Source organism: Pseudomonas sp. zfem003 (assembly GCF_032621675.1).
Classification (GTDB): Bacteria; Pseudomonadota; Gammaproteobacteria; order Pseudomonadales; family Pseudomonadaceae; genus Metapseudomonas; species Metapseudomonas otitidis.
The window spans coordinates 100,824-125,387 of the sequence record NZ_JAVYJG010000009.1 but is presented as its reverse complement, the minus strand read 5'-3'; the positions used below and the strand labels follow the sequence as shown (position 1 = coordinate 125,387).

Genomic DNA, 24,564 nt, shown 5'->3' with positions numbered 1-24,564 from the left:
CTCCCGGGGAAGACTAGTTCATGCCGGCTCAGCCGTCCTTGAGCACCAGCGCCAGAGCCTCTTCGCAGAGCTGATCGAGGCTCATGGGGCCCTCGGGGCGGAACCAGGTGGTGGTCCAGGACAGCGCGCCGGTGAGGAAGCGCCGCAGGATGAACGGGTCGCCCTGGACGTAGCCCTGGGCACGGGCCTCGCCCAGCACCTCCAGCCAGAACTGCTCATAGGCATCGCGCAGTTCGAGGATGTAGCGCTGCCCCTCCTCCGAGAGCGAACGCCACTCGTACACCAGCACGGCCATGGCCTCGCCGGTGCCGCCCATGATCGACTGCAGCTCGCAGCGGATCAGCGCCAGCACCCGCTCGCGCAGGCTGTCGGCCTCGGCCAGGGCGGCCTTCATCAGCGCGGTGTTGTAGAGGATGGTCTCCTCCATCACCGAGCGGAGGATCTCGTCCTTGCTCTTGAAGTGGTGAAAGATGCTGCCCGACTGGATGCCCACGGCACTGGCCAGGTCGCGCACGGTGGTGCGCTCGTAGCCCTTGCTGCGGAACAGGTGAGCGGCGGTCTGCAGCAATTTGCCGCGGGGGCTTTCCGGGTCGGTGATCTGCCCGCTCTCCACCAGTTCACGCATCACGTCTTGGGCTTTTGGGTTGTCCAGGCTCATCGCTCGCCACTACCTCGTTCGCACGGCGCTTGCCCATCCAACTTAAGAATGGAGCGCAAGTCTCTGTCTTGATTCGCGAAATCTATTCCCCGCCCGGCGCCCAAGCAAGCGCTTGGGCAAAAAACTGCCACCCTCCACTTTTCAACCAAGCGCTTGCTTGGTAATGTCGCCCCACCTTCTCGAGTGATACGGGCCATAACAATGACCAGAGCCGTACGCATCGGTTGCGCCTCCGCATTCTGGGGCGACACCTCCACCGCCGCCGCCCAGTTGGTGAACGGCGCGCAGCTGGACTACCTGGTGTTCGACTACCTGGCGGAGATCACCATGTCGATCCTCGCCGGGGCACGCATGAAGAAGCCGGACGAAGGCTATGCCACCGACTTCGTCGAGGTGCTGGCACCGCTGCTGCCGCAGATCGCCGACAAGCGCATCCGCGTGATCAGTAACGCCGGCGGGGTCAACCCGGTGGCCTGCGCCGCCGCCCTCTCCGCGGCCTGCGAGAAGGCCGGCGTGGCGCTGAAGATCGCCGTACTGCACGGCGACAACCTGCAACCGCGCCTGGGCGAGCTGGCCAAGGCCGGCGTCCGCGAGATGTTCACCGACGCCCCGCTGCCGCCCATGTGCGTCTCCGTCAACGCCTACCTGGGCGCCCCCGGCATCGTCGCGGCGCTGGAGGCCGGTGCCGACATCGTCATCACCGGCCGGGTGGTGGACAGCGCCGTGGTCAGCGCCGCCCTGGTCCACGAATTCAAATGGCGCTGGGACGACCACGACCGCCTGGCCCAGGCCGCCCTCGCCGGCCACATCATCGAATGCGGCGCCCAGTGCACCGGCGGCAACTTCACCGACTGGGAACAGGTGCCGGACTACGAGCACATCGGCTTCCCCATCGTCGAAGTGGAGGCCGACGGCCAGTTCTGCGTGACCAAGCCGGAAGGCTCCGGCGGCCTGGTGACGCCCTTCACCGTCGGCGAGCAGATGCTCTACGAGATCGGCGACCCGCGCGCCTACCTGCTGCCCGACGTGATCTGCGACTTCACCCAGGTGCGCCTGGAGGCCGCCGGCCCCGACCGTGTGCGCGTCTCCGGCGCCCGGGGCCTGGCGCCCACCGAGCGCTACAAGGTCAGCGCCACCTACCCCGACGGCTTCCGCTGCACCGCCAGCTGCCTGATCGCCGGCATCGACGCGGTGAAGAAGGCCGAGCGGGTGAGCCGCGCCATCATCGCCAAGACCGAGGAAATCTTCGCCGCACGGGGCTGGGGCCCCTACCGCGAGGTGAACATCGAACTGCTGGGCAGCGAGGCCACCTACGGGCCCCACGGCCAACGGCAGGACAGCCGCGAAGTGGTGATCAAGCTCGCCGTGCGCCACAGCAAGAAGGAGGCGCTGATCCTCTTCTCCCGCGAGATCGCCCAGGCCGCCACCGGCATGGCCCCCGGCCTGACCGGCATCGTCGGCGGCCGCCCCACGGTGTACCCGGTGATCCGCCTGTTCTCCTTCCTGGTGGACAAGAGCGCCTGCAGCCTGGAGGTGGAGCTGGACGGCGAGCGCCACCCGGTGCCCCTGCCCGAAGCCGGCAGCGCCGACCCGACGGCCCTGGCCGAAGACCTGCACCCGCCACGCCCGGTCGGCGAGGCCGACGCCAGCGTGCCGCTGATCAGGCTCGCCGTGGCCCGCTCCGGCGACAAGGGCAACCACAGCAACATCGGCGTCATGGCGCGCCGGCCCGAGTTCCTGCCGTGGATCGCCGAGGCGCTGACGCCCGAGGCCGTGGTGGACTGGATGGCCCACGTGCTCGACCCGCAGACCGGCCGCGTGCAGCGCTGGTACCTGCCCGGCACCCACAGCCTGAACTTCCTGCTGGAGAACGCCCTGGGCGGCGGCGGCGTCGCCAGCCTGCGCATCGACCCGCAGGGCAAGGCCTTCGCCCAGCAACTGCTTGAATTCCCCGTACCGGTGCCGCGCGCACTGGCCGAGACCCTGTAGCGCGACGAGGACGACAACAACAATGAGCTACGACTCCGTATTCCGGCCCGGCCTGTTCGCCGGCCAGACCATCCTGGTCACCGGCGGCGGCAGCGGCATCGGCCGCTGCGTGGCCCACGAACTGGCCCACCTGGGCGCCCACGTGGTGCTGGTGGGGCGCAAGGCGGAAAAGCTCGAAGCCACCGCCGGCGAGATCATCGAAGACGGCGGCAGCGCCAGCTGGCAGGCCTGCGACATCCGCGACGAAGAAGCGGTCAAGGCCATGGTCAAGGCCGTGGTGGCCGAGCGCGGCCCCATCCACCACCTGGTCAACAATGCCGGCGGCCAGTTCCCCGCGCCGCTCATCGGCATCAACCAGAAGGGCTTCGAGACCGTGGTGCGCACCAACCTGGTGGGCGGCTTCCTGGTGGCCAAGGAGGTCTTCCTGCAGAGCATGAGCAAGACCGGCGGCAGCATCGTCAACATGCTCGCCGACATGTGGGGCGGCATGCCCGGCATGGGTCACTCCGGCGCCGCCCGCGCCGGCATGGAGAACTTCACCAAGACCGCCGCCTACGAATGGGGCCACGCCGGGGTGCGGGTCAACGCCGTGGCGCCGGGCTGGATCGCCTCCAGCGGCATGGACACCTACCCCGAGTCGATGAAAGCGATGATCCGTTCCCTCAAGGACCACGTCCCGCTGCAGCGCATCGGCACCGAGTCCGAGGTGGCCGCCGCCATCGTCTTCCTGCTCTCCCCCGGTGCCCATTTCATCAGCGGCAACACCATCCGCATCGACGGCGCCGCCAGCCAGGGCACCCGCGCCTGGACCCTGGGCAAGGCCCGCGCCAGCGAGTCCTACAACGGATTCCACCGGGCCTATCTGCCCGCCGTGTTCAAGGACGAGGAGTAAGCCATGGCCGTGATCCAATCCGAACTCGACGTCCACGGCGACGACTTCGCCCGCAACCGCGAGGCCATGCTGGCCGCGGTGGCGAGCTTCCGCGAGGTGGAGCAGAAGGTGCTGGACAAGGCACAGGACGCCAAGCCCAAGTTCGAGAAGCGCGGCCAGCTGCTGCCCCGCGAACGCCTCAACCTCCTGCTGGACCCGGGCAGCCCCTTCCTGGAGCTGTGCTCCCTGGCCGGCTACAAGCTGCACGACGACAAGGACGGCACCCAGGCCGGCGGCGGCATCATCGCCGGCATCGGCTACATCGCCGGGGTGCGCTGCCTGATCAGCGCCAGCAACAGCGCCATCAAGGGCGGCACCATCTCCCCCACCGGCCTGAAGAAGACCCTGCGCCTGCAGCAGATCGCCGTGGAGAACAAGCTGCCCATGGTGGCCCTCACCGAGAGCGGCGGCGCCAACCTCAACTACGCGGCGGAGATCTTCGTCGAAGGCGCGCGCGGCTTCGCCAACCAGGCGCGCATCTCCGCCATGGGCATTCCCCAGGTCACCGTGGTGCACGGCTCCAGCACTGCCGGCGGGGCCTATCAGCCGGGCCTGTCGGACTACGTCATCGTGGTGCGCGGCAAGGCCAAGATGTTCCTCGCCGGCCCGCCCCTGCTCAAGGCCGCCACCGGCGAAGTGGCCACCGATGAAGAACTCGGTGGCGCCGAGATGCACGCCCAGGTGGCCGGCACCGCCGAATACCTGGCCGAGAACGACGCCGACGCCCTGCGCATCGCCCGCGAGGTGCTCGCCATGCTGCCCTGGAACGCCCAGTTGCCGGCCCCGGTGAAGCCCACCTGGCGCGAGCCGCTGTACAGCACCGACGAGCTGCTGGGCGTGGTACCGGCGGACCCGAAGAAGCCCTACGACGTGCGCGAGATCATCGCCCGCATCGCCGACGGCTCCGAATTCCTCGACTTCAAGAACGAATTCGACAGCCAGACCGTCTGCGGCCACCTGCGCATCGAGGGCCGCCCCTGCGGGCTGATCGGCAACAACGGCCCGATCACCCCGCGCGGCGCCGCCAAGGCCGCGCAGTTCATCCAGCTCTGCGAGCAGAGCAACACCCCGCTGCTGTTCCTGCACAACACCACCGGCTTCATGGTGGGCACCGAGTCGGAGCAACTGGGGGTGATCAAGCATGGCTCGAAGATGATCCAGGCCGTGGCCAACGCCAGCGTGCCCAAGCTCACCCTGGTGGTGGGCGGCTCCTACGGCGCCGGCAACTACGCCATGTGCGGCCGTGGGCTGGACCCGCGCTTCATCTTCGCCTGGCCCAACAGCCGCACCGCCGTGATGGGCGGCGCCCAGGCCGGCAAGGTGCTGCGCATCGTCACCGAGGAGAAACACGCCAAGGAGGGCAAGGAAGCCGACCCGAAGATGCTCGACATGCTCGAACAGATGACCGCGCAGAAGCTCGACAGCCAGTCCACCGCGCTCTACGGCACCGCCAGCCTGTGGGACGACGGCCTGATCGACCCCCGCGACAGCCGCAAGCTGCTGGGCTACCTGCTGGACATCTGCGCCGAGGCCGAGGCCCGGCCCCTGAAGACCAACCGCTTCGGCGTGGCTCGCTTCTGAGAACCCTCACGGTGCGCCTGGCGCACCCCCAACGGCTTACTCACGGAGAACAACAACAATGATCTTCACCCAGGAACACGAAGAACTCCGCCGTACCGTCCGCAACTTCGTCGACAAGGAGATCAACCCCCACGTCGACCAGTGGGAGAAGGACGGCCGCTTCCCCATCCACGACATCTTCAAGAAGGCCGGTGAGCTGGGCCTGCTGGGCATCTCCAAGCCGGAGAAATTCGGCGGCATGGGCCTGGACTACAGCTACTCCATCGTCGCCGCCGAAGAGTTCGGCACCATCCATTGCGGCGGCATCCCCATGTCCATCGGCGTGCAGACCGACATGTGCACCCCGGCCCTGGCGCGCTTCGGCTCCGACGAGCTGCGCGAAGAGTTCCTGCGCCCGGCCATCGCCGGCGAAATGGTCGGCTGCATCGGCGTCTCCGAGGTGGGTGCCGGCTCCGACGTCGCCGGGCTCAAGACCAACGCCCGCAAGGACGGCGACGACTACGTGATCAACGGCAGCAAGATGTGGATCACCAACTCCCCGTCCGCCGACTTCATCTGCCTGCTGGCCAACACCTCCGACGACAAGCCCCACGTCAACAAGTCGCTGATCATGGTGCCGATGAACACCCCCGGCATCACCCTCAGCCCGCACCTGGACAAGCTCGGCATGCGCAGCTCCGAGACCGCCCAGGTGTTCTTCGACAACGTCCGCGTGCCGCAGCGCAACCGCATCGGCCACGAAGGCGCCGGCTTCATGATGCAGATGCTGCAGTTCCAGGAAGAGCGCCTGTTCGGCGCCGCCAACATGATCAAGGGCCTGGAGCACTGCATCGACGCCACCATCGACTACTGCAAGGAACGCAAGACCTTCGGCAACGCGCTGATCGACAACCAGGTCATCCACTTCCGCATGGCCGAGCTGATGACCGAGGTGGAATGCCTGCGCGCCCTGGTCTACCAGGCCACCGAAATGTACGTGAAGGGCAAGGACGTCACCCGCCTCGCCTCCATGGCCAAGCTCAAGGCCGGGCGCCTGGGCCGCGAGGTCACCGATGCCTGCCTGCAGTACTGGGGCGGCATGGGCTTCATGTGGGACAACCACATTTCCCGCGCCTACCGCGACACCCGCCTGGTGTCCATCGGCGGCGGTGCCGACGAGATCATGCTCGGCATCATCTGCAAGTTGATGGGCATCCTGCCGGGCAAGAAGAAAGACTGAGACGGGGGTGACCATGGAACTGCCGAACACCGAGACCCTGCTGCTGGAGCCCGCTGACGGCGTGCTGCACATCACCCTCAACCGCCCGGAGAGCCGCAACGCCATGAGCCTGGCCATGGTGGAAGAGCTGCGCGCGGTGCTCGCCGCCGCGCGCCAGGCGCCCGAGGTGCGTGCCCTGGTGCTGCGCGGGGCCGGCGGGCACTTCTGCGCCGGCGGCGACATCAAGGACATGGCCAGCGCCCGCGCCACCGGCGGTGAGGCCTACCAGCGCCTGAACCGCGCCTTCGGCCGCCTGCTGGAAGAGGCCCAGGCCCAGCCGCAGGTGGTGATCGCCGTGCTGGAGGGTGCGGTGCTCGGCGGCGGCTTCGGCCTGGCCTGCGTGTCCGACATCGCCCTGGCCACAGAAAGCGCCCAGTTCGGCCTGCCGGAGACCAGCCTCGGCATCCTCCCGGCACAGATCGCGCCCTTCGTGGTCAAGCGCATCGGCCTCACCCAGGCCCGCCGCCTGGCCCTCACCGCCGCCCGCTTCGACGGCCGCGAGGCCCTGCGCCTGGGCCTGGTGCACAGCGCCGAGGCCGACGCAGCGGCCCTGGACCAGCGCCTGGCCGACACCCTCGACCAGGTGCGCCGCTGCGCCCCCGGCGCCAACGCCCGTACCAAGGCGCTGCTGCTGGCCACCGAGGAACGCGAGCTGGGCCCGTTGCTGGACGACGCCGCCGCCTGGTTCGCCGAAGCCGTCACCGGCACCGAAGGCACCGAGGGGACCCTGGCCTTCGTGCAGAAACGCAAACCGACCTGGGCCCAGTGAGCCCAGGCGGTGGATCGATAGAGCGCGATCCACCCTACGCCCGATCCCACGCAACACCGAACAAACGGCGGATCGTCACACCCGATCCCCACGCAACACCGAAGCACCCGTAGGGTGGATGTCGCTCTTCACATCCACCGCAACACCGAACACCACAGGCGGATCACCCCAACCCGATCCACCGGCAACACCGAACGCAAACAGCCCGGATCCCGGACGCCCTCCGGTCCCCCAGCAGGAGCACGAAGATGCCCGCATTCAACAAGATCCTGATCGCCAACCGGGGCGAGATCGCCTGTCGGGTGATGCGCACCGCCCACGACCTGGGCTACCGCACCGTGGCCGTGTACAGCGAGGCCGACCGCGACGCGCGCCATGTGCAACTGGCCGACGAAGCCGTGTGCATCGGCCCGGCACCGGTGGGCCAGTCCTACCTGTGCGTCGAGGCCATCCTCGACGCCGCGCGGCGCACCGGCGCGGATGCGGTGCACCCGGGCTACGGCTTCCTCTCCGAGAACGCCGCCTTCGCCCAGGCCTGCGAAGCCGCCGGCATCACCTTCATCGGCCCCACCGTGGAGGCCATCCACCTGATGGGCAGCAAGCGCCTGTCGAAGATCGCCATGCTCGAAGCCGGCGTGCCCTGCATCCCCGGCTACGAAGGCGCCGATCAGGACGACGCCACCCTCGCCCACGAGGCCGAGCGCATCGGCTACCCGCTGATGATCAAGGCCAGCGCCGGCGGTGGCGGCCGTGGCATGCGCCTGGTGCACGAGGCGAGCGAGCTGGCGGCGCAGATCCGCACCGCGCGCTCGGAAGCGCAGAACGCCTTCGGCAGCGGCGAGCTGATCCTCGAACGCGCGGTGATCCAGCCGCGCCACGTGGAGATCCAGGTATTCGGCGACCGCCACGGCCACATCCTCTACCTGGGCGAGCGCGACTGCTCGGTGCAGCGCCGCCACCAGAAGGTGGTGGAAGAAGCCCCCTGCCCGGTGATGACGCCGTCCCTGCGCCAGGCCATGGGCGAAGCGGCCGTCAAGGCGGCCGCCTCGGTGAACTACCTGGGCGCCGGCACCGTCGAGTTCCTGCTGGACGCCGAAGGCCGCTTCTACTTCCTGGAAATGAACACCCGCCTGCAGGTGGAGCACCCGGTCACCGAGCTGGTCACCGGGCTCGACCTGGTGGCCTGGCAGATCCGCGTCGCCGCCGGCGAAGCCCTGCCGCTGGCCCAGGACGACATCCGCCTCGACGGCCATGCCATGGAAGTCCGCCTCTACGCCGAGGACCCGGCCGCCGGCTTCCTGCCGCAGACCGGCGACGTGCTGCGCTGGGAACCCGCCAGCGGCGCCGGCGTGCGCATCGACCACGGCCTGGTGGAAGGCCAGCCGGTGACGCCCTTCTACGACCCCATGCTGGCCAAGGTGATCGCCTGGGGCGCCACCCGTGACGAAGCCCGGCGCAAGCTGATCCGCGCCGTGGAGGACTGCGTGCTGCTGGGGGTCAAGGGCAACCAGCGGTTCCTCGCCAACCTGCTGGCCCACCCCGAATTCGCCGCCGGCCACGCCACCACCGCCTTCATCGGCGAACACTTCGCCGCCGACCCGAGCCTGGCCCCGCAGCCGCTGCCGGCCGTGGAGCTGGCCGCCGCAGCCACCCTGCTCTACCAGGCCTCCGCCGAATCCCGCGCCCACCAGGCCGGCCTCGCCGGCTGGCGCAGCGCCGGCAGCGCGCCCTGGCGCCTGGTGCTGCGCCAGGGCGAGCAGAAGCACGAAGTCCTGCTGGACGTCCGCGCCAGCGGCCCGCAACCGCAGTTGCAGGTCCAGGCCGCCGGGCAGTCCGTCGCCGTGCGCCTGCTGGCCTGCGACGGCCGCTGGGCCACCCTGGAGCTGGACGGCATCCGCCGCCGCCTCGCCTACCACCACGACGGCGAGCGCCTGTGGCTCAAGGGCCACCAGGGCAGCATCGAACTGCAGGACGTCACCCACGAACCCGCCGGCGGCCAGGCCGGCGCCGCCTCCGGCACCGTCAAGGCGCCCATGGACGGCGCCATCGTCGACGTGCTGGTGGAGGAAGGCACCCCGGTCACCAAGGGCCAACTGCTGGTGGTGCTGGAAGCCATGAAGATGGAGCACCCCCTCAAGGCCGGAATGGACGGCACCGTCCGCCGCGTGCAGGTCAGCGCCGGCGACCAGGTGAAGAGCCGCCAGGTGCTGGTGGAGGTCGAAGCCGCCGACTGAACAACCGCTCGAACCGCGCCACTCGACTAGGTTGAGTGGCCAGGAACCCGACAACACCAACAGGAGCACCCCCATGTCCCTTTCCGGCAAGACCCTGTTCATCACCGGTGCCAGCCGTGGCATCGGCCGCGAGATCGCCCTGCGGGCCGCCGCCGATGGCGCCAACATCGTCATCGCCGCCAAGAGCGCCGAGCCCCATCCCAAGCTGGAAGGCACCATCCACAGCGTCGCCGCGGAAGTGGAAGCGGCCGGCGGTCGGGCCCTGCCCCTGCAACTGGACGTGCGCGACGAAGCCGCCGTACGTGATGCCCTGGCCCAGGCGGCCGAGCACTTCGGCGGCATCGATGCCCTGGTCAACAACGCCGGCGCCATCAAGCTGGTGGGCGTCGAGCGCCTGGAGCCCAAGCGCTTCGACCTGATGTACCAGATCAACACCCGCGCGGTGATGGTCTGCAGCCAGGCCGCCCTGCCCTACCTCAAGCAGAGCGGCAACGGCCACATCCTCAACCTATCCCCACCGCTGAACCTCGACGCCAAGTGGTTCGCCCAGCACGGCCCCTACACCGTCACCAAGTACGGCATGAGCATGCTCACCCTGGGCATGAGCGAGGAGTTCAAGCGCTACGGCATCAGCGTCAACTCGCTGTGGCCGAAGACCATGATCGCCACCGCCGCCATCGAGTTCGAACTGGGCAGCCGCGACGCCTTCAAGCGCGCCCGCACACCGGCGATCATGGCCGACGCCGCCCACGCCATCCTCTCCAGCGAAGGCCGCCGCATCACCGGGCGCCTGCTGGTGGACGAGGAGATCCTCCGCGAACAGGGCCAGACCGAGTTCGAGCACTACCGCTTCGACCCCGAGGGCGGCAGCCTCATCCCGGACCTGTTCGTCGACTGACCTTCCTGACCCGGCGCTCAGAAACGCTCAGTTCTGCGCGCCAACGTGACACTAAAGTGCCATCTCGCTTTGCAACCGGCGCCACCCCGGCGCCGGATCAATCCGGATGGCCTCATGACACGCATTTCCCCACGCTTGCTGCCCTTCCTGCTGGGCTTCGCCTTCACCCCGCTGGCCCAGGCGGCCGTGACCACCAGCTTCACCCTGGACAACGCCACCATCGGCACCTACAGCCGGGCCGGTTCCAGTGGCAGCAATTTCCAGTACGTGTACCAGTACTTCACCCCGTCCACGACCGGCAGCTACACCTTCGGCATGGACGCATCGGCGTTCAACGACCCGTACATGTACTTCTACCGGGGCAGCTTCGACCCGAACGACCCGGCCGCCAACCTGATAGGCCAAGACGACGACGGCAACAGGGTGTCCACGGCCTGCAATACCTCCGGGGCCTTTCACTGCCCTCAGTTGACGATGGACCTGGAAGCAGGTGTCGACTACTACCTGGTGATCACCACCTATAACGGCGGCGTCCCGATCGTCCTGCCGCTGAGCTTCTTCGTCACTGGTGATATGGCGGTGGACGTCGGTGGCGAATCCAGCGGCACGGCCCTGGTGCCCTTCTCCGGCACACCGTCGGTAGGGGCTGCCGCCCAACTGGACGCTCTGCGCGGCCAGGCAAGTGCGCTGCAGGACACCATCCGCCTGCTGGATGCCATGACCCCCGAGGCCAAGCGCGCGACCCTGGCGCGCATCGCCCCGCAGAGCAACGTCGCCCATGAGCTCGCCTTGCAATCCGTGCAGCACAGCGTCTGGAACAGCCTCTCCGGCCGCCTCCATGGTCTGCGTGCCCAGGATGACAGCGCGCTGGCCCTGGGGCTGGTGGACAGCGACGCCAGCCAGTGGCTGGCCAGCAATGCCGACGCTGCCGGCAAGGCCACCCGTGCCCCGGCGCAGGGCTTCTGGATCCAGGCCTTCGGTGGCCGCCTCGACCAGCGCAGCCACGCCGGCTACAGCGGCTACGACAGCCACACCCAGGGCATGACCCTGGGCCTGGATACCCGCCTCAACGACGCGTGGGTTGCCGGTGCCGCCTTCAGCTACGGCACGGTCAACCTCAACCAGCAGGGCGAGCGCAAGGGTGACGGCAGCGACATCGACACCTACCAGCTCAGCGCCTACGCCAGCCGCGACTTCGGTGCCTGGTACCTGGACGGCATGCTCGGCTACGCCCAGCAGCGCTTCGAGACCCGGCGCGACACCGTCCTCGGCGGCACCGCCGAAGGTCGCTTCGACGGCCAGCAATACAGCGCCCTGCTGGAAGCCGGACTGCCGCTGCGACTGACCCGCCAGGCGACCCTGACGCCGCTGGCCGGCCTGGAGTGGAGCCAACTGCAACTGGACAGCTACAAGGAACGCCATGCCGGCGCCCTGGGCCTGGACGTCGATGGCGAGCGCCAGGACCGCCTGGCCAGCCGCGTTGGCGCACGCCTGGGCATGGACCTGCCGCTCTCCGGTGGCACCCACCTGCAGCCGGCCGTGCAGATGACCTGGCGCCACGAGCTGATCGGCAACGCCCTGGACACCAACGCCCGCTTCATCGGCGGCGGCAACGCCTTCTCCACACCAGGCCAGCGCCTGCCCCGCGACAGCTACCAACTGGACCTGTCCCTGGCCATGCTGCGTACCGACGGCAGCAGCGTGAGCCTCAGCCTGGGCAGCTACAACGCGACCGCTCGCAACGGCTTTTCCGGGCAGGTGCAGGCCAAGTGGCTGTTCTGACCCCTGCTGGATAATCAGTCCGCCCAAAGTCCCGCACCACAAACACTCCGTTATTTGCCGAACTGCCCGCCCTCCTCCGCGCGCGGGCCAAGTGCATGCGCCGGAAACGCGTCTAGATTCGCCGGTGGCGCCTATTCCCACCCCGCGAAGGTGGTCAGAACAACAAGACTGAAGTGCGAGAACCATGACCCAGGCCGACCTGATCTCCCCGTTCCGCTTCCTCGCCCGCCTGCCGGCGAACCTCAACCGCGTGCCCCGCATGTTGCTGGGCCTCTACTTCACCGGGATCCGCAACCGCGACAAGACGCTCTCCCTGGGCTGGGCCCTGGAGCGGGCGGCGGCGCGCTATCCGCAGCGGCCGGCGGTGATGGACGAGACGCGCAGCCTGACCTACGCCGAGTTCAATGCCTGGGCCAACCGCATCGCCCACGCGCTCAAGTCCGAAGGCGTGGGCCCTGGCAAGGTGGTGGCGATCATGCTGGAGAACCGCATCGAGATCCTTGCGGTGCTGGCGGCAGTGGCCAAGCTGGGCGGCATCGGCGCGCTGGTCAACACCACCCAGCGCGGCAAGGTCCTCGCCCACAGCCTCAACCTGGTGAAGGCCGGCCACCATGTGGTCGGCGAAGAGCTGCGCAGCGCCTTCGAGGAGGTGGAGGCGGAACTGGAGACCGCCGGCGCCCGACGCTACTGGGTGGCCGACGACCTGGACACCCGCCGCGACGCCGGACAGGCCCCGCGCGGCTGGACCAACCTGATGCGCCTGGCCGGCGAGCACAGTGCGGAGAACCCGGCGGACACCGGGCGGGTCCGCCTGAAGGACGCCTGCTTCTACATCTACACCTCCGGCACCACTGGCTTGCCGAAGGCCTCGATCCTCAGCCACGGCAAGTGGATCAAGGCCTACGGCGGGTTCGGCCACTCCGGGCTGGGGCTCACCGACCGCGACGTCTTCTACCTGACGCTGCCCTGCTACCACAACAACGCCGTGACCGTGAGCTGGGCCTCGGTGCTGGCCGGCGGCGCGGCCATCGCCCTGCGCCGCAAGTTCTCCGCCAGCAACTTCTGGAAGGACGTGGCGCGCTACCAGGCCACCTGCTTCGGCTACATCGGCGAGCTGTGCCGCTACCTGCTGAACCAGCCGCCCTGCCCCGAGGAGAAGGACAACACCCTCACCAGCATGATCGGCAACGGCCTGCGCCCGGCCATCTGGGACGAGTTCAAGACCCGCTTCGGCATCCAGCGCGTCACCGAGTTCTATGCCTCCAGCGAGGGCAACATCGGCTTCACCAACGTCTTCAACTTCGACAACACCGTGGGCTTCTCCCCGGCCACCTACGCCATCGTCCGCTACGACCTGGAGAACGACTGCCCGGTGCGCGACCACAAGGGCTTCCTGACCAAGGTGGACAAGGGCGAGCCGGGCCTGCTGATCAGCGAGATCAGCGAGAAGTGGCCCTTCGACGGCTACACCGACCCGGCCAAGAGCGAGGCGGTGATCCTGCGCAACGTGTTCAAGAAGGGCGATGCCTGGTTCAACACCGGCGACCTGATGCGCGACATCGGCTGCAAGCACGCGCAGTTCGTCGACCGCCTGGGCGACACCTTCCGCTGGAAGGGCGAGAACGTCTCCACCACCGAGGTGGAAAGCGTGCTGGGGGTGTTCGACGGGGTGGAGGATGCGGTGGTCTACGGCGTGGAGATTCCCGGCACCAACGGCCGCTGTGGCATGGCGGCACTGCGCCTGAGCCCCGACGCGGACCTGGACGCCGCCGCCGTGGCCGAGCACCTGGACCGCGAGCTGCCGCCCTACGCCGCCCCGCTGTTCCTGCGGCTGCTGGACGAGATCGAGACCACCGGCACCTTCAAGTACAAGAAGACCGACCTGAAGAAGGCCGGCTTCGACCCCACCCAGGTCAACGAGCCGCTCTACGTGCGGCTACCCGGGGAACCCGCCTTCCGCCCCCTGGACACCGACCTGCATGCAGCGATCCAGAGCGGCGAGTACCGCTTCTGAGGCTGCTCCGCGGGGTGAGCCCGGCTCACCCCGTTGCCTCCTCGCCATGAGCGCCAGCCGGGCTACTGCTTGAACTCGATCTGCAGCTCGGCGCCCTCTACGGAGCGCAAGTAGTCCTCTTCCCGCTGGTTGGTGATGAGCTTGCCGTTGAGCTGGTAGGGGCTCTGCTCCGGCGGCTTCTCCACGAACATCGGCGGCAGCAGTGGCTGCTCGACGTGCTGCTCCTGCTTCACCCGCGGTTCCAGTTCGTCCACCAGGTGCTTGGGCAGGCTCAGGTCGAGCTTCGGCTCGCGCAGCTTGACCTGCTCCACCTTGGACGGCTTGGGCTTGGCGGGCGTGGGCTTCGGTTTTGGCTTGGGAGTGGCGGGTTTGGGTTTGGGCTTCGGCTTGGTGGCCTCGGCCTTGGTCGGTGCCGGCTTGGGTTTCGGCTTGGCTTGCGTAGAGGCCTCTGCGCAGGCGTTGCCGGGGCTCACGGCGGGCATGGCCACCAGGCCAGGCCAGGCGTCCGCACGGGGGGCCACCGGGGCCGGGCTGGCCAGGGTCGATGCGCAGAAGCCAAGGAACAGGGCAGGCAGCAGGATTCGGGTCATGGAGCGGCTACCGCAGGGTGAGATGTGCGCCATGCTGGCGCGCCAGGCGGACACTGGCAACCCTGCTTCATTCGCGGGCGGTTTCACGGCCGGTGAACACGGCCACCAGCAGCAGGCCGAAGCCCAGGGTATGGACCAGCCCGCCGATGGCGCTGATGCCGCTGAAGACCACGCTCACCCGCGCGGCCTCCATGTCCTCGGCCCACAGGTAGACGGTGAAGTAAAGCACCTGCTGCAGCAGGGTCCAGGCCAGCATCACACCCATGCTGGCCAGGCAGAAGCGGGCGGCCCGGGGGCGCTCGCGCCAGTAGCGGACGGACAGGGCGATGCCGGCCAGCCAGGCGATGATCAGCGGCACCAGGCCGATGTAACCGAGGACCTGCATGGTCAGGGCGTGGGAGAGGATGCTCTCGCTCATTGGGGTCTCCAGGGGTCGAGATGGGCGGTATCGAGGCGCCGCCACTGGGCAGCACGGGGGCGCTCGGAAGGTGGCAGCCAGAGGCCGTCCACGGCCTCCAGCGCCTCGGGGGCGACGCCCAGGAGGGCGTCGAGGGGCAGGTGTCGAGGCTCGCCGGCCTCTTCTGCGACGTCGTCGTGGTACGGGTGGTTCCGCCAATGCAACGCCCCACCGCTGAACCCTTCGAAGCGCGGCATCGGGCCGATGGGGTCGGGCCAGGGGTGGAGCCGGTGCGCGAAGGTATCCAGCACCAGCAGGTGCCACTCGCCGTCGTCATGGCGGGTCAGGGCCAGGTAGCGGCCGTCCGCCGACCAGGCCATGGCCGGCGCGAGATCGGCCAGGGCGCAACCGCAGGCGGTGAGCAGGTACCCACCCTGGCGCGGCAGGCGCTCATGCAGGTAGGCGCCGCCATAGGCGGTGCGGCTGCCGAACAGCCAGGCCGCATTGCCGCCGGCAGGCGCCGGCAGCACGAAGTCGCCGTAGGCGTTGGAAGCGGGCGGCTGGCTCAGCGGGCGCCAGTCGGGCAGCGGCTCGAGTGCCGCGCCCACACGCAGGCGGCGCAGGGCATAGCAGAGCTGGCTGCCCTCACGGCGCGTAAGGAAATCCGCAGCGCTCGCCACCGGGGGTGGTGGCTGGTCGATGGTCTGCAACGGGCTGGCCGTGCGCGTGTCGGCCAGGCGCCCGGTCACCACGGCCAGTTCGACGATGCCGTCCTGGAAATCCATCAGCCGTGCCAGGGGCAGGCCGAGGTCGATGCCCAGCAGGCGACGGGCCGGCACGTCCGCCACCACCAGGCGATGGGGCACGGCCGGGGCTTCGGCGAACGCCACCAGTGCGAGGTAGCGACCGCAGGCGGAAACACGGTGATCCAGGCACCACTCGCCCTCCAGCACCCACTCACCGATGCGGCAGCGGTAGGCGGCCCGCAGCCCGTCGGCGCTCTCCCGCTGCCACTCCAGCAACGGGCGGCGGCCATCGGCCAGCGGTGCCAGGCGCAGGTCGGCCCGCATCACCGGCGTGGCGCGGCCGAGGGGGTGCAGCAGCTCCAGCCGCGTGGCAGCACGCAAACCCGGCACGGCACGACCCCAGGCGTCGAAGCCGGCCAGGCGTTCGAGTTCCTCGTTGAAGATGTGGTGCACGGCGTTCCCATGCGCCATCTGGTCCAGTTCGGGGAGGTCGAAGCGGGCCTGCATGACCAGGTGGGTCGGCTCCAGTGCGAGCGGCGCTTCGAGCATCAGGCGCGGCTCATCTTCCCGGGGCTGCCAGTCGTCCAGGGTGCGCCAGCCCGGCCCGGCTTCCCAGACCCGTACGGGGCATGGCCAGGGGCGTTCCTGGGCGGTGTCGCGCAGGCGGCAGGCGAAGGCCAGGCCGTCGGCCCGCCACACGGGGCGCGCGTCGTCGGGCAGCAGCAAGCCGGTGGGCGCGTCGTCCAGCCACAGCTGGTAGCTGGGGTAGCGCAGCGGCAATAGCGGGTCGTCACGCTCGCGCAGTCGCTCCGGCAGCCAGGGTTCGCCGCGCAGGCGATGGGGGCCGGTGGGGAGCGAGAGGTCCAGCACGGCCTGCTGCTGCCTCTCGGCCCAACCGGGAGCGAGCCAGAGGTCGCCGATGGCGACGAAGTCCTCGCAGGTCGCCTCGCGCAGCACGGCTTCGAGGCTGAGGCGGTAGCCCTGGTCCGACACCAGCGGGCTGTGGCGACCGCGCAGCTCGCCGCCACTGAAGGCATCCAGCTCCCAGAAGGCGTCGTTGGCGCAGTGGTAGAGCCGGCGCAGCTGGCGATCAAACACCGCCAGCGACCAGGCGCCGCGCGAGGGGATCGGCGCGGCGAAGTAGCGGCCGTCGTCGGAGAAGCGGGCCGAGCTGCCCAGGCCCTCCAGCAACACGCCGTCAGGCATCAGGTAATCGGTGTACACCGGCCCGCCCATGGCGATCTCGCCCCAGCCCAGGGTGCGCACCGGCTCGCCTTCCGGCGTGAGCAGCTCACCGCCGCCCCAGGCGCTGGTGCCCCGGGCGCCCGTGGCCACCGGGCCGATGGGTTCGGCCGTGACCGGGGCGCTGGCCAGGCCCAGGCGACGCTCCAGGGTCGCCGCGCTGGCCAGGCCGATGAACACCCAGAGCACGCCGGCGCCGATGCCCCAGTAGCCGGGCAGCGTGGCTCCCAGGCTGAAGGCGGCGCCGATCACGGCGCTGGTGAGCAGGCTGCTGACGCCCTTGCCGATGCGCGGCCAGCGGGCGACGACGATCAGCACCAGGGCCAGCCCCACTACGCTTGCGGCCGCACCGGCCAAGGGCAGGCTGGCCACCAGCAGGATCGGAAGCACCAGCACCGCCAGTTGCCAGACGAGCCCCAGCAACAGGCGCGGCAGGCTCTCGGTCGGGGCGTCGGATTCGGGAACGGGGGGCATGTCAGGCTCCTGCGCGGGCGTCACAGGGTGACGGATCGACCGTCACCCTGGCGTGACACAGGCGGCAAGTCGCGACCATCAGGGCGCCGGGGAAGGCTCCAGGGCCTTCAGCAGGGCGTCCAGGTCCTGCCGGGGGTAGGCCTTGCGCAGGGCCTCCAGGCGCTCGTCGGCGGCCTTGGCCTGGCCTTGGCGTCGCAACTCCAGCACCTCGCGCAGGCCCTGCTGCAGGGCCGGTTCGAGGGGCGCAGCTACGGGCTTGGCCAGCTTGGCGGCGGGCGGGAAGGCCTCGTCGGCGGCCAGGCGGGCCTGCTCGGCGATCCGCGCATCGGCAGTGGCGCTGTCGGCCAGCGCGGCCACCGGGGCGGACTCGAACTGGGACGCGGCCTTTTTCATCTCCGCCGCCGGCGCGGGCGCGGAAAAGGCCTGCATCGGCGGCGCAGCCGGCTCGGCGCTGTAGCCCGCATCCGGGTCGGGAGCGCTGCGGGCCAGGGGCGCCGGGGCGGCTGGAGCCATGGCCGGTGCAGGGGCGACGGCGTACTCCGGCGGCTGCCGGTCGAGGTTCTGGAAGGTCAGGCTGACGCCCACGCCCAGGCAGGCCAGGCCGGCGAAGGCCACCGACCAGCGCTGGCGGCCACCGGGGCCGAACAGCCAGGCATGCAGGCGCTGGCCCAGGCTCGGCGCCGGCGGGCGTACGGCCTCGCGGGCGGCGGCGAGGATGCGTGCATCCAGCTCGGCGGAGGGCTCGCCCTCGCCGTGGGCACGGAAGTGGGCGAGCAATTGCCGCTCCAGCTCGTCCTCTCTGCGTGGGTCCTGGTTCATGCGGATATCTCCTCGGCGGCGGGGTCGGCCAGCAGCCGGCGCAGCTTCTGCAGGGCATAGCGCAGGCGACTCTTCACCGTCTCGGCGGGTGTGCGGGTCATCTCGGCGATCTCGTGCAGCTCGAGGTCGCCATGGGCGCGCAGCAGGAAGACTTCTCGCTGCTCGCCGGGCAGTTCGTCCAGGGCGGCCTGCAGGCGCTGGCGGTCGCGGCTGAGGCTCAGCTGGGCCTCGGGGTCGTCGGCCTCCTCGCTCGGCAGCAGGTCGGCATGGGCCTGCTCGTCGAAGGCCTCCACCTTGCCCTGCAACCGTCCGTGCTTGCGCCAATGGTCGATCAGGCGGTTGCGGGCGATCTGGTAGAGCCAGGTGCGGAAAGCCACGGCCTCGCGCTGCTCGCTGGCGCTGCGCACCAGGCTGAGCCAGGTCTCCTGGAAGATCTCTTCGGCCAGCGAGCTGTCGCCGCACAGGCCGCAGAGAAAACGGTAGAGGCCGAGGCGATGGCGTGCGTAGAGCACGCCGAAGGCCTCGGCATCGCCGCGTCGGTAACGCCGCAGCAGGGCGGCGTCGTCATCCGTGATGGTGTCGCTCAAGTCACTCGGTCCGTACCGGGTTGGAGGCCGGATTTTGCAGGCTTTGCGCGAGTTCCACCAGTTGCACGAACTCGTTGCGCAGGCCGTAGGGGTCATCGCCGCGCGCGCCGCGTGCCAGGGCCAGGGTGTCGGCGTAGCCGAACTGGCCGGTGTAGCGGGCGCCCTTGAGCTGCTGGGCGAAGGCGGCGACCGAGGCGGCGAAGCGCAGGTCGTCGCTGGCCTGGGCGATGGGACGGGCGTCGGCGGCGGCGATGGGTTGCTCCAGCAGGCGGCTGGTGTCGGTGCCCGGCGCCTTGTAGCGAATGCGCAGCCAGGCCAGCTCACCGGCCTTGCCGGCCGCCGGTGCGGCCGGCTGGTAACGCAGCGGCTCCAGCCAGCCCTTGCCGCCGGCCGGGACGATCTCGTACAGCGCGGTGACGGTATGGCCCGCGCCGATCTCGCCGGCATCGACCTTGTCGTTGCTGAAGTCTTCGCGCTTGAGGGCACGGTTCTCGTAGCCCAGCAGGCGGTATTCGCTGACCTGGGCGGGGTTGAATTCCACCTGCAGCTTCACGTCCTTGGCCACCACCTGGAGGGTGGAGCTGAGCTGGTCCACCAGCACCTTGCGGGCTTCGCGCAGGCTGTCGATGTAGGCGTAGTTGCCGTCGCCGGCATCGGCCAGCTGTTCCATCAGGTGTTCGTTGTAGTTGTCCACGCCAAAGCCGAGGGTGGTGAGGGAGATACCGGTGCGGCGCTTCTCCTCGGCCAGGGCCTTGAGGCTGTCGAAGTCGCTGATGCCGACGTTGAAGTCACCGTCGGTGGCCAGGAGGATGCGGTTGATGCCGTCCTTGATCAGGCCCTTGCGGGCCTGGGCATAGGCCAGCTGGATGCCGGACTCGCCGGCAGTGGAGCCCCCGGCGGCCAGCTGGTCGATGGCGGCGCGGATCTTCTCCTTCTCGTTGCCCGGGGTGGACTCCAGCACCACGCGGGCTTCGCCGGCGTAGGTGACGAGGGACACGCGGTCCTCGGGGCGCAGCTGGTCCACCAGCAGCTTCAGGGTGCCCTGCACCATGGGCAGGCCTTCGCGACGGTCCATGGAGCCGGAGACGTCCACCAGGAACACCAGGTTGGCCGGGGGAATGCGTGCGACCTGGGTGTCGGAGGCCTTGATGGCGATGCGCAGCAGGCGCGCCTCGGGGTTCCACGGCGAGCGGGCCAGTTCGGAGTCGATGCCGAACGGCACGTTGCCCTTGGGCAGCGGGTAGTTGTAGGGGAAGTAGTTGACCATCTCCTCGAGGCGCACCGCCTCCTTGGGCGGCAGGCTCCCACCGTTGAGGAAGCGCCGTACGTTGGCGTAGGCGCCGGTGTCGACGTCGATGCTGAAGGTGGAGACCGGCTCGGCGGCCACGGCGTGGACGCTGCTCTCTTCCACCTTGGCGTACTGCTCGCGGTAGCTGTCCTGGTAGCCGGGGAGGCTGTCGGTCAGCGGCGCGGGGGCCACCGGTGCCGGTGCCATCATCTTGCGCTCCATCACCGCGTAGCTGGCGCTGGGTTCGATGGCGACGGGCTTGGCGGCCAGGCTGTCTTTCTGCGACTCGTTGGCGGCGCCGCGGGTCTCCCCGCCATGCTGGGAGCAGGCGGCCAGGGCGAGCAGCAGGGTGGCGGCGAAACCGGCGGCGAGGGGGCGACGGGTCAGGGCTTGGAGCGGGTGCATGGCGGGTTCTCCTGGGGGGACCGGAATGTCCTTGTGCACCAGTAGACGGAGGGGGTTCGGCGAACGGGTTAAGGGGTGTGAAGTTTTTTTGCGGTTCGAGAATGCGCCCCCCTGGCGGCGGAAAAACGGCCGCCGCTTGCGGGTCGTCCGTAAAAAATCTCCCCACCCTAACCGCGACGCAGTAGCATCCCGCCTCGGACCTTCGGCCTCGCGCCGATCCCCCGGGGCGGCCGGCACGCCACGAAAGAGCCGCCTCCGACAACAACCAGGCCCCGTGGGCCACCGCCAGGGAATTCGGACATGAAGAAGTTGCTGGGCCTGCTGGCCCTGTTGATCCTCGCGCTCACCCTCTACCTTGCCTTCACCCCCTCCCCCATCGACCCGCTGGCCTGGGATGCGCCGCCGGCGCCGACCATGACCGGGGTGCTGGAACCCAACGACACGCTGATGAAGGCCGAGCTGCTGGCCAAGGGGCAGGTGCACGGGCCGGAAGACACCGCCGTGGATGCCCAGGGCCGCGTCTACGCCGGCCTGCATGACGGCCGCGTGGTGCGCATCGACACCGACGGGCGCCTGGAAACCTTCGCCGAGACCGGCGGCCGCCCGCTGGGCATGGACTTCGACGCCCAGGGCAACCTGATCGTCGGCGACGCCTACAAGGGGCTGCTGAGCATCGACCCGAAAGGCACCATCAAGGTGCTGGCCACCGAGGCCGAAGGCGGCCCGTTCCGCTTCACCGACGACCTGGACATCGCCAGCGACGGCCGCATCTATTTCACCGACGCCTCGGACAAGTTCCAGCAGCCGGACTACCTGCTGGACCTGCTGGAGGCCCGCCCCCACGGCCGCCTGATGCGCTACGACCCGGCCACCGGCAAGGTGGAGGTGCTGCTCAAGGACCTGTACTTCGCCAACGGCGTGGCGCTGTCGGCCAAGGAAGACTTCGTGCTGGTGAACGAGACCTACCGCTACCGCATCACCCGCTACTGGCTGAGCGGCGAGAAGGCCGGCACCCATGACGTGTTCATCGACAACCTGCCGGGCCTGCCGGACAACCTGCAGGGCGACCGCAAGGGCACCTTCTGGGTGGCCCTGCCCTCCCCGCGCAAGGCCGATGCGGACTTCCTCCACACCCAGCCCTGGCTGAAGGCACAGATCGCTAAGCTGCCCCGCGCGCTGTGGCCGAAGCCGGTGCCCTACGGGCTGGTGATCGCGCTGGACGAGAACGGGCAGATCATCCGCAGCCTGCACGACACCAGCGGCACGCACCTGCGCATGATCACGTCGGTGAAGCCGGTGGGCGACACGCTGTACTTCGGCAGCCTGGACAACGACCGCATCGGCAAGCTGAAGCTGCATTGAGGCAAAAGGGCTCTCCCGCCCGGGAGAGCCCTCCGGACGGGCGTTTTCAACGCCGTCGGTATTCCCGCAGCCTGCCAGGGGTCAGAGCAGGTTGGGTTCCATCTCCAGCTCGACCCCGAACCGGGCGGCGATGTCCGCCTGGATGCGCCCGGCCAGGGCGTGGATCTCCCCACCGGTGGCCTGGCCATGGTTCACCAGTACCAGCGCCTGCAGGCGATGGACGCCCGCATCCCCTTCGCGGAAACCCTTCCAGCCGGCCTTGTCGATCAGCCAGCCGGCGGCGAGCTTCGCCAGGCCTTCGCCCTGGGGATAGGCCACCAGGTCGGGGTACTGCTGGCGCAGCGCTTCGGCCTGGGCGGCCGGCACCACAGGGTTCTTGAAGAAGCTGCCGGCGTTGCCGAGCTGGGCCGGGTCCGGCAGCTTCTCGCTGCGGATGGCACAGATGGCGCGGCTGACATCACGCGGGGTGGGCGCGCTGATGCCTTCGGCTTCGAGGCGCTGGCGCAGCGGGCCGTAGTCCAGGTGCAAGGCGGCGGCGCGGCCCAGGGCGAAGCGCACGCGCAGGATCACCCAGCGGCCGGCCTCGCGCTTGAAGCGGCTCTCGCGGTAGCCGAAGGCGCAGTCGTCGAGGCCGAACTCGCGCAGCTCGCCGCTCTGGCGGTCCAGGGCAGTGAGGCCGACGAAGACGTCCTTGATTTCCACCCCGTAGGCACCGATGTTCTGCATCGGCGCGGCGCCGACCGTGCCCGGGATCAGGCTGAGGTTCTCCAGCCCGGCCAGGCCCTGGTCGAGGGTCCAGAGTACGAAGGGGTGCCAGGGTTCGCCGGCTTCGGCTTCGACGATGACGCGCCCATCGGCCTCGGCCAGCACGCGGATGCCACGGCTGGCCATGCGCAGCACCAGGGCGTCGAGGTCACGGGTCAGCAGCAGGTTGCTGCCGCCGCCGATCACCTGCAGCGGCAGGTCGCGCTCGGCGGCCAGGGCCAGCGCTTCGCGCACCTCGTCGTCGTTGCGGGCCTCGGCGAACAGGCGCGCCTGCACCGATACGCCGAAGGTGTTGTAGGGCTTGAGGGGCTGGTTGTCGTGCAGTTGCAGGCTCACAGGCGCTCCCGGATCTCGGCGATCAGGCCGTCGCAGGCCTGCTCCACCAGGTCGAGCACGGTCTCGAAGCCGTCTTCCCCGCCGTAGTAGGGATCGGGCACTTCCTCGGTGGCCAGGCCGTAGCGGCGCAGGAACAGGTCCGGGGCGTTGCCCCGGCCGGCGTGCAGGGCCTTGAGGTCGCGCAGGTTGGAGTGGTCCATGGCCAGGACCAGGTCGAAGCGCTGGAAGTCCTCGGCACTGACCTGCCGCGCACGCAGGGCGGAAAGGTCGTAGCCGCGCTTGGCGGCGGCCTGGCAGGTGCGCGGGTCCGGCGCCTTGCCGATGTGCCAGCCGGCGGTGCCGGCGGAATCCACTTCCACCCGCTCAGCCAGGCCGGCCTGTTCCAGCTTGCCGCGCAGGACGCCTTCGGCGGTGGGCGAGCGGCAGATGTTGCCGAGGCAGACGAAGAGAACGCGCATCAGGCCCCCAGCAGGCGGCGGACCCGCTCCAGGTCTTCGGCGGTGTCGACACCGGCAGCCGGGGCTTCCAGGGCATCGGCGACGTGGATGCGCACGCCGTGCCAGAGGGCTCGCAGCTGCTCCAGGCACTCGGTGTCTTCCAGCCAGCACGGGCCCCAGGCGACGAAGTCGTGCAGGAAGCCGGCGCGGTAGGCATAGATGCCGATGTGGCGGCGGTAGGGCACGCCAGCCGGCAGGCTGTCGCGGTCCCGGGCGAAGGCGTCCCGCGCCCAGGGCAGCGGTGCGCGGCTGAAGGTCAGGGCCAGGCCGTTGAGGTCGGTCACCACCTTCACCACGTTGGGGTTGAACAGGGCCTGCACCTCGCCGATGGGCTCGGCCAGGGTGGCGATGCCGGCTTCCGGGTGGGCGGCCAGGTTGGCGGCCACCTGGTCGACGATCGCCGGGGGGATCAGCGGCTCGTCGCCCTGGACGTTGACCACGATGGCGTCGCCGGCCAGGCCCAACTGGGTGGCCACTTCGGCCAGGCGGTCGGTGCCGGAGTTGTGGTCGACGCGGGTCAGCACCACCTCGGCGCCGAAGCCCTGGCAGGCCTCGACGATGCGCGCATCATCGGTGGCCACCACCACGCGCTCGGCGGCGCTGCGGCGGGCCTGCTCCCAGACGTGCTGGATCATCGGCTTGCCGCCGATGTCCTGCAGGGGCTTGCCGGGCAGGCGGGTGGAGGCGTAGCGGGCGGGGATGACGACGGTGAAGGCCTGGCCCATCACTTGTCCAGCCGTTCGTCGACGTTGAGGGTGCGGGCTTCACCTTCGAGCATCACCGGGATGCCTTCACGCACGGGGAAGGCCAGGGCGTCGTTCTTGCAGATCAGCTCGCTCTTGTCGTCGGCGAGCTTGAGCGGGCCCTTGCACAGCGGGCAGGCGAGGATGTCGAGCAGTTTCGGGTCCATGGGGGAATCCTTGGTGACCGCCTCGGGGGCGG

The 24,564-nt window shown here is 69.5% G+C and carries 21 protein-coding genes; 10 read left to right on the top strand and 11 right to left on the bottom strand.

Translation table 11 applies throughout. The features are described 5' to 3' along the window. Positions 1–28: 28 nt before the first annotated feature. Positions 29–652 (bottom strand): TetR/AcrR family transcriptional regulator, encoded by a 624-nt coding sequence (locus RTK35_RS21810; protein WP_044405217.1) that lies wholly within the window; start codon positions 650–652, stop codon positions 29–31. Between the two features lie 207 nt (positions 653–859). Here RTK35_RS21810 and RTK35_RS21805 point away from each other — a divergent pair, with 207 nt between their 5' ends. The 9 genes from RTK35_RS21805 to RTK35_RS21765 all read left to right on the top strand — a co-directional run bounded on the left by RTK35_RS21805 (position 860) and on the right by RTK35_RS21765 (position 14,114). Further along, complete coding sequence (locus RTK35_RS21805; protein WP_316908975.1) at positions 860–2,647, top strand: acyclic terpene utilization AtuA family protein; 1,788 nt, start codon at positions 860–862, stop codon at positions 2,645–2,647. A gap of 22 nt (positions 2,648–2,669) precedes the next feature. Continuing rightward, a complete protein-coding gene (locus RTK35_RS21800; protein ID WP_107331182.1) occupies positions 2,670–3,539 on the top strand; it encodes an SDR family oxidoreductase in 870 nt (289 codons plus the stop codon). 3 nt (positions 3,540–3,542) lie between these two features. After that, positions 3,543–5,159, top strand: a complete 1,617-nt coding sequence (atuC, locus tag RTK35_RS21795; RefSeq protein ID WP_074968680.1) for a geranyl-CoA carboxylase subunit beta — start codon at positions 3,543–3,545, stop codon at positions 5,157–5,159. 58 nt (positions 5,160–5,217) lie between these two features. Next, entirely contained in the window at positions 5,218–6,378 is a 1,161-nt protein-coding gene (gene atuD, locus RTK35_RS21790; RefSeq protein ID WP_074968678.1) for a citronellyl-CoA dehydrogenase, read from the top strand. 13 nt (positions 6,379–6,391) lie between these two features. Further along, positions 6,392–7,186: an isohexenylglutaconyl-CoA hydratase gene (atuE, locus tag RTK35_RS21785; protein WP_316908974.1), complete on the top strand. Its 795-nt coding sequence runs from the start codon at positions 6,392–6,394 to the stop codon at positions 7,184–7,186. Positions 7,187–7,434: 248 nt separating this feature from the next. Continuing rightward, complete coding sequence (locus tag RTK35_RS21780; protein WP_316908973.1) at positions 7,435–9,420, top strand: acetyl/propionyl/methylcrotonyl-CoA carboxylase subunit alpha; 1,986 nt, start codon at positions 7,435–7,437, stop codon at positions 9,418–9,420. 73 nt (positions 9,421–9,493) lie between these two features. Then, positions 9,494–10,318, top strand: a complete 825-nt coding sequence (locus RTK35_RS21775; RefSeq protein WP_044404907.1) for an SDR family oxidoreductase — start codon at positions 9,494–9,496, stop codon at positions 10,316–10,318. A 114-nt stretch (positions 10,319–10,432) separates the two neighbouring features. Then, positions 10,433–12,100: an autotransporter domain-containing protein gene (locus RTK35_RS21770; protein ID WP_316908972.1), complete on the top strand. Its 1,668-nt coding sequence runs from the start codon at positions 10,433–10,435 to the stop codon at positions 12,098–12,100. 184 nt (positions 12,101–12,284) lie between these two features. Continuing rightward, positions 12,285–14,114 (top strand): long-chain-acyl-CoA synthetase, encoded by a 1,830-nt coding sequence (locus RTK35_RS21765; protein ID WP_044404910.1) that lies wholly within the window; start codon positions 12,285–12,287, stop codon positions 14,112–14,114. A gap of 62 nt (positions 14,115–14,176) precedes the next feature. Here RTK35_RS21765 and RTK35_RS21760 read toward each other — a convergent pair whose 3' ends face one another. The 6 genes from RTK35_RS21760 to RTK35_RS21735 all read right to left on the bottom strand — a co-directional run bounded on the left by RTK35_RS21760 (position 14,177) and on the right by RTK35_RS21735 (position 20,662). Next, complete coding sequence (locus RTK35_RS21760) at positions 14,177–14,704, bottom strand: hypothetical protein (RefSeq protein ID WP_316908971.1); 528 nt, start codon at positions 14,702–14,704, stop codon at positions 14,177–14,179. A gap of 67 nt (positions 14,705–14,771) precedes the next feature. Next, complete coding sequence (locus tag RTK35_RS21755) at positions 14,772–15,122, bottom strand: hypothetical protein (RefSeq protein ID WP_316908970.1); 351 nt, start codon at positions 15,120–15,122, stop codon at positions 14,772–14,774. After that, positions 15,119–17,563: a hypothetical protein gene (locus RTK35_RS21750; RefSeq protein ID WP_316908969.1), complete on the bottom strand. Its 2,445-nt coding sequence runs from the start codon at positions 17,561–17,563 to the stop codon at positions 15,119–15,121. Before RTK35_RS21750 ends, RTK35_RS21755 begins: the two co-directional genes overlap by 4 nt. Positions 17,564–17,641: 78 nt before the next feature. Beyond that, positions 17,642–18,382 (bottom strand): hypothetical protein, encoded by a 741-nt coding sequence (locus tag RTK35_RS21745; RefSeq protein ID WP_316908968.1) that lies wholly within the window; start codon positions 18,380–18,382, stop codon positions 17,642–17,644. Further along, positions 18,379–18,969 (bottom strand): RNA polymerase sigma factor, encoded by a 591-nt coding sequence (locus RTK35_RS21740; RefSeq protein WP_074968659.1) that lies wholly within the window; start codon positions 18,967–18,969, stop codon positions 18,379–18,381. The genes RTK35_RS21745 and RTK35_RS21740 overlap by 4 nt, the downstream gene beginning before the upstream one ends. A 1-nt stretch (position 18,970) precedes the next feature. Next, the gene (locus RTK35_RS21735) at positions 18,971–20,662 is read right to left on the bottom strand and encodes a VWA domain-containing protein (protein WP_316908967.1); all 1,692 of its coding nucleotides are present in this window, start codon (positions 20,660–20,662) and stop codon (positions 18,971–18,973) included. Positions 20,663–20,962: 300 nt separating this feature from the next. On the opposite strand from RTK35_RS21735, the gene RTK35_RS21730 reads away from it, so the two are divergent. Continuing rightward, positions 20,963–22,024, top strand: a complete 1,062-nt coding sequence (locus tag RTK35_RS21730) for an SMP-30/gluconolactonase/LRE family protein (RefSeq protein WP_074968655.1) — start codon at positions 20,963–20,965, stop codon at positions 22,022–22,024. An 81-nt stretch (positions 22,025–22,105) separates the two neighbouring features. Here the strand turns inward: RTK35_RS21730 and murB are convergent, their stop codons facing one another. From murB to RTK35_RS21710, 4 genes are read right to left on the bottom strand one after another with little or no spacing between them, the layout of a single operon-like run. Next, on the bottom strand, positions 22,106–23,125 hold the full coding sequence (gene murB, locus RTK35_RS21725; RefSeq protein WP_316908966.1) for a UDP-N-acetylmuramate dehydrogenase: 1,020 nt from the start codon (positions 23,123–23,125) through the stop codon (positions 22,106–22,108). Next, a complete protein-coding gene (locus RTK35_RS21720; RefSeq protein WP_044404933.1) occupies positions 23,122–23,583 on the bottom strand; it encodes a low molecular weight protein-tyrosine-phosphatase in 462 nt (153 codons plus the stop codon). The genes murB and RTK35_RS21720 overlap by 4 nt, the downstream gene beginning before the upstream one ends. After that, on the bottom strand, positions 23,583–24,347 hold the full coding sequence (gene kdsB / locus RTK35_RS21715; RefSeq protein ID WP_316908965.1) for a 3-deoxy-manno-octulosonate cytidylyltransferase: 765 nt from the start codon (positions 24,345–24,347) through the stop codon (positions 23,583–23,585). The genes RTK35_RS21720 and kdsB overlap by 1 nt, the downstream gene beginning before the upstream one ends. Next, positions 24,347–24,532: a Trm112 family protein gene (locus RTK35_RS21710; protein WP_069561688.1), complete on the bottom strand. Its 186-nt coding sequence runs from the start codon at positions 24,530–24,532 to the stop codon at positions 24,347–24,349. Before RTK35_RS21710 ends, kdsB begins: the two co-directional genes overlap by 1 nt. Positions 24,533–24,564 lie beyond the last annotated feature (32 nt).

Bases quoted from the DNA above. Each gene is read 5' to 3' on its own strand.
- RTK35_RS21770 (WP_316908972.1), top strand. From the start codon at position 10,433: ATGACACGCATTTCCCCACGCTTGCTGCCCTTCCTGCTGGGCTTCGCC.
- RTK35_RS21805 (WP_316908975.1), top strand. From the start codon at position 860: ATGACCAGAGCCGTACGCATCGGTTGCGCCTCCGCATTCTGGGGCGAC.
- RTK35_RS21750 (WP_316908969.1), bottom strand. From the start codon at position 17,563: ATGCCCCCCGTTCCCGAATCCGACGCCCCGACCGAGAGCCTGCCGCGC.
- atuD (WP_074968678.1), top strand. From the start codon at position 5,218: ATGATCTTCACCCAGGAACACGAAGAACTCCGCCGTACCGTCCGCAAC.
- RTK35_RS21780 (WP_316908973.1), top strand. From the start codon at position 7,435: ATGCCCGCATTCAACAAGATCCTGATCGCCAACCGGGGCGAGATCGCC.
- RTK35_RS21745 (WP_316908968.1), bottom strand. From the start codon at position 18,382: ATGAACCAGGACCCACGCAGAGAGGACGAGCTGGAGCGGCAATTGCTC.
- RTK35_RS21775 (WP_044404907.1), top strand. From the start codon at position 9,494: ATGTCCCTTTCCGGCAAGACCCTGTTCATCACCGGTGCCAGCCGTGGC.
- RTK35_RS21720 (WP_044404933.1), bottom strand. From the start codon at position 23,583: ATGCGCGTTCTCTTCGTCTGCCTCGGCAACATCTGCCGCTCGCCCACC.
- RTK35_RS21755 (WP_316908970.1), bottom strand. From the start codon at position 15,122: ATGAGCGAGAGCATCCTCTCCCACGCCCTGACCATGCAGGTCCTCGGT.
- RTK35_RS21800 (WP_107331182.1), top strand. From the start codon at position 2,670: ATGAGCTACGACTCCGTATTCCGGCCCGGCCTGTTCGCCGGCCAGACC.
- RTK35_RS21735 (WP_316908967.1), bottom strand. From the start codon at position 20,662: ATGCACCCGCTCCAAGCCCTGACCCGTCGCCCCCTCGCCGCCGGTTTC.
- RTK35_RS21765 (WP_044404910.1), top strand. From the start codon at position 12,285: ATGACCCAGGCCGACCTGATCTCCCCGTTCCGCTTCCTCGCCCGCCTG.
- RTK35_RS21710 (WP_069561688.1), bottom strand. From the start codon at position 24,532: ATGGACCCGAAACTGCTCGACATCCTCGCCTGCCCGCTGTGCAAGGGC.
- atuE (WP_316908974.1), top strand. From the start codon at position 6,392: ATGGAACTGCCGAACACCGAGACCCTGCTGCTGGAGCCCGCTGACGGC.
- RTK35_RS21730 (WP_074968655.1), top strand. From the start codon at position 20,963: ATGAAGAAGTTGCTGGGCCTGCTGGCCCTGTTGATCCTCGCGCTCACC.
- kdsB (WP_316908965.1), bottom strand. From the start codon at position 24,347: ATGGGCCAGGCCTTCACCGTCGTCATCCCCGCCCGCTACGCCTCCACC.
- atuC (WP_074968680.1), top strand. From the start codon at position 3,543: ATGGCCGTGATCCAATCCGAACTCGACGTCCACGGCGACGACTTCGCC.
- RTK35_RS21760 (WP_316908971.1), bottom strand. From the start codon at position 14,704: ATGACCCGAATCCTGCTGCCTGCCCTGTTCCTTGGCTTCTGCGCATCG.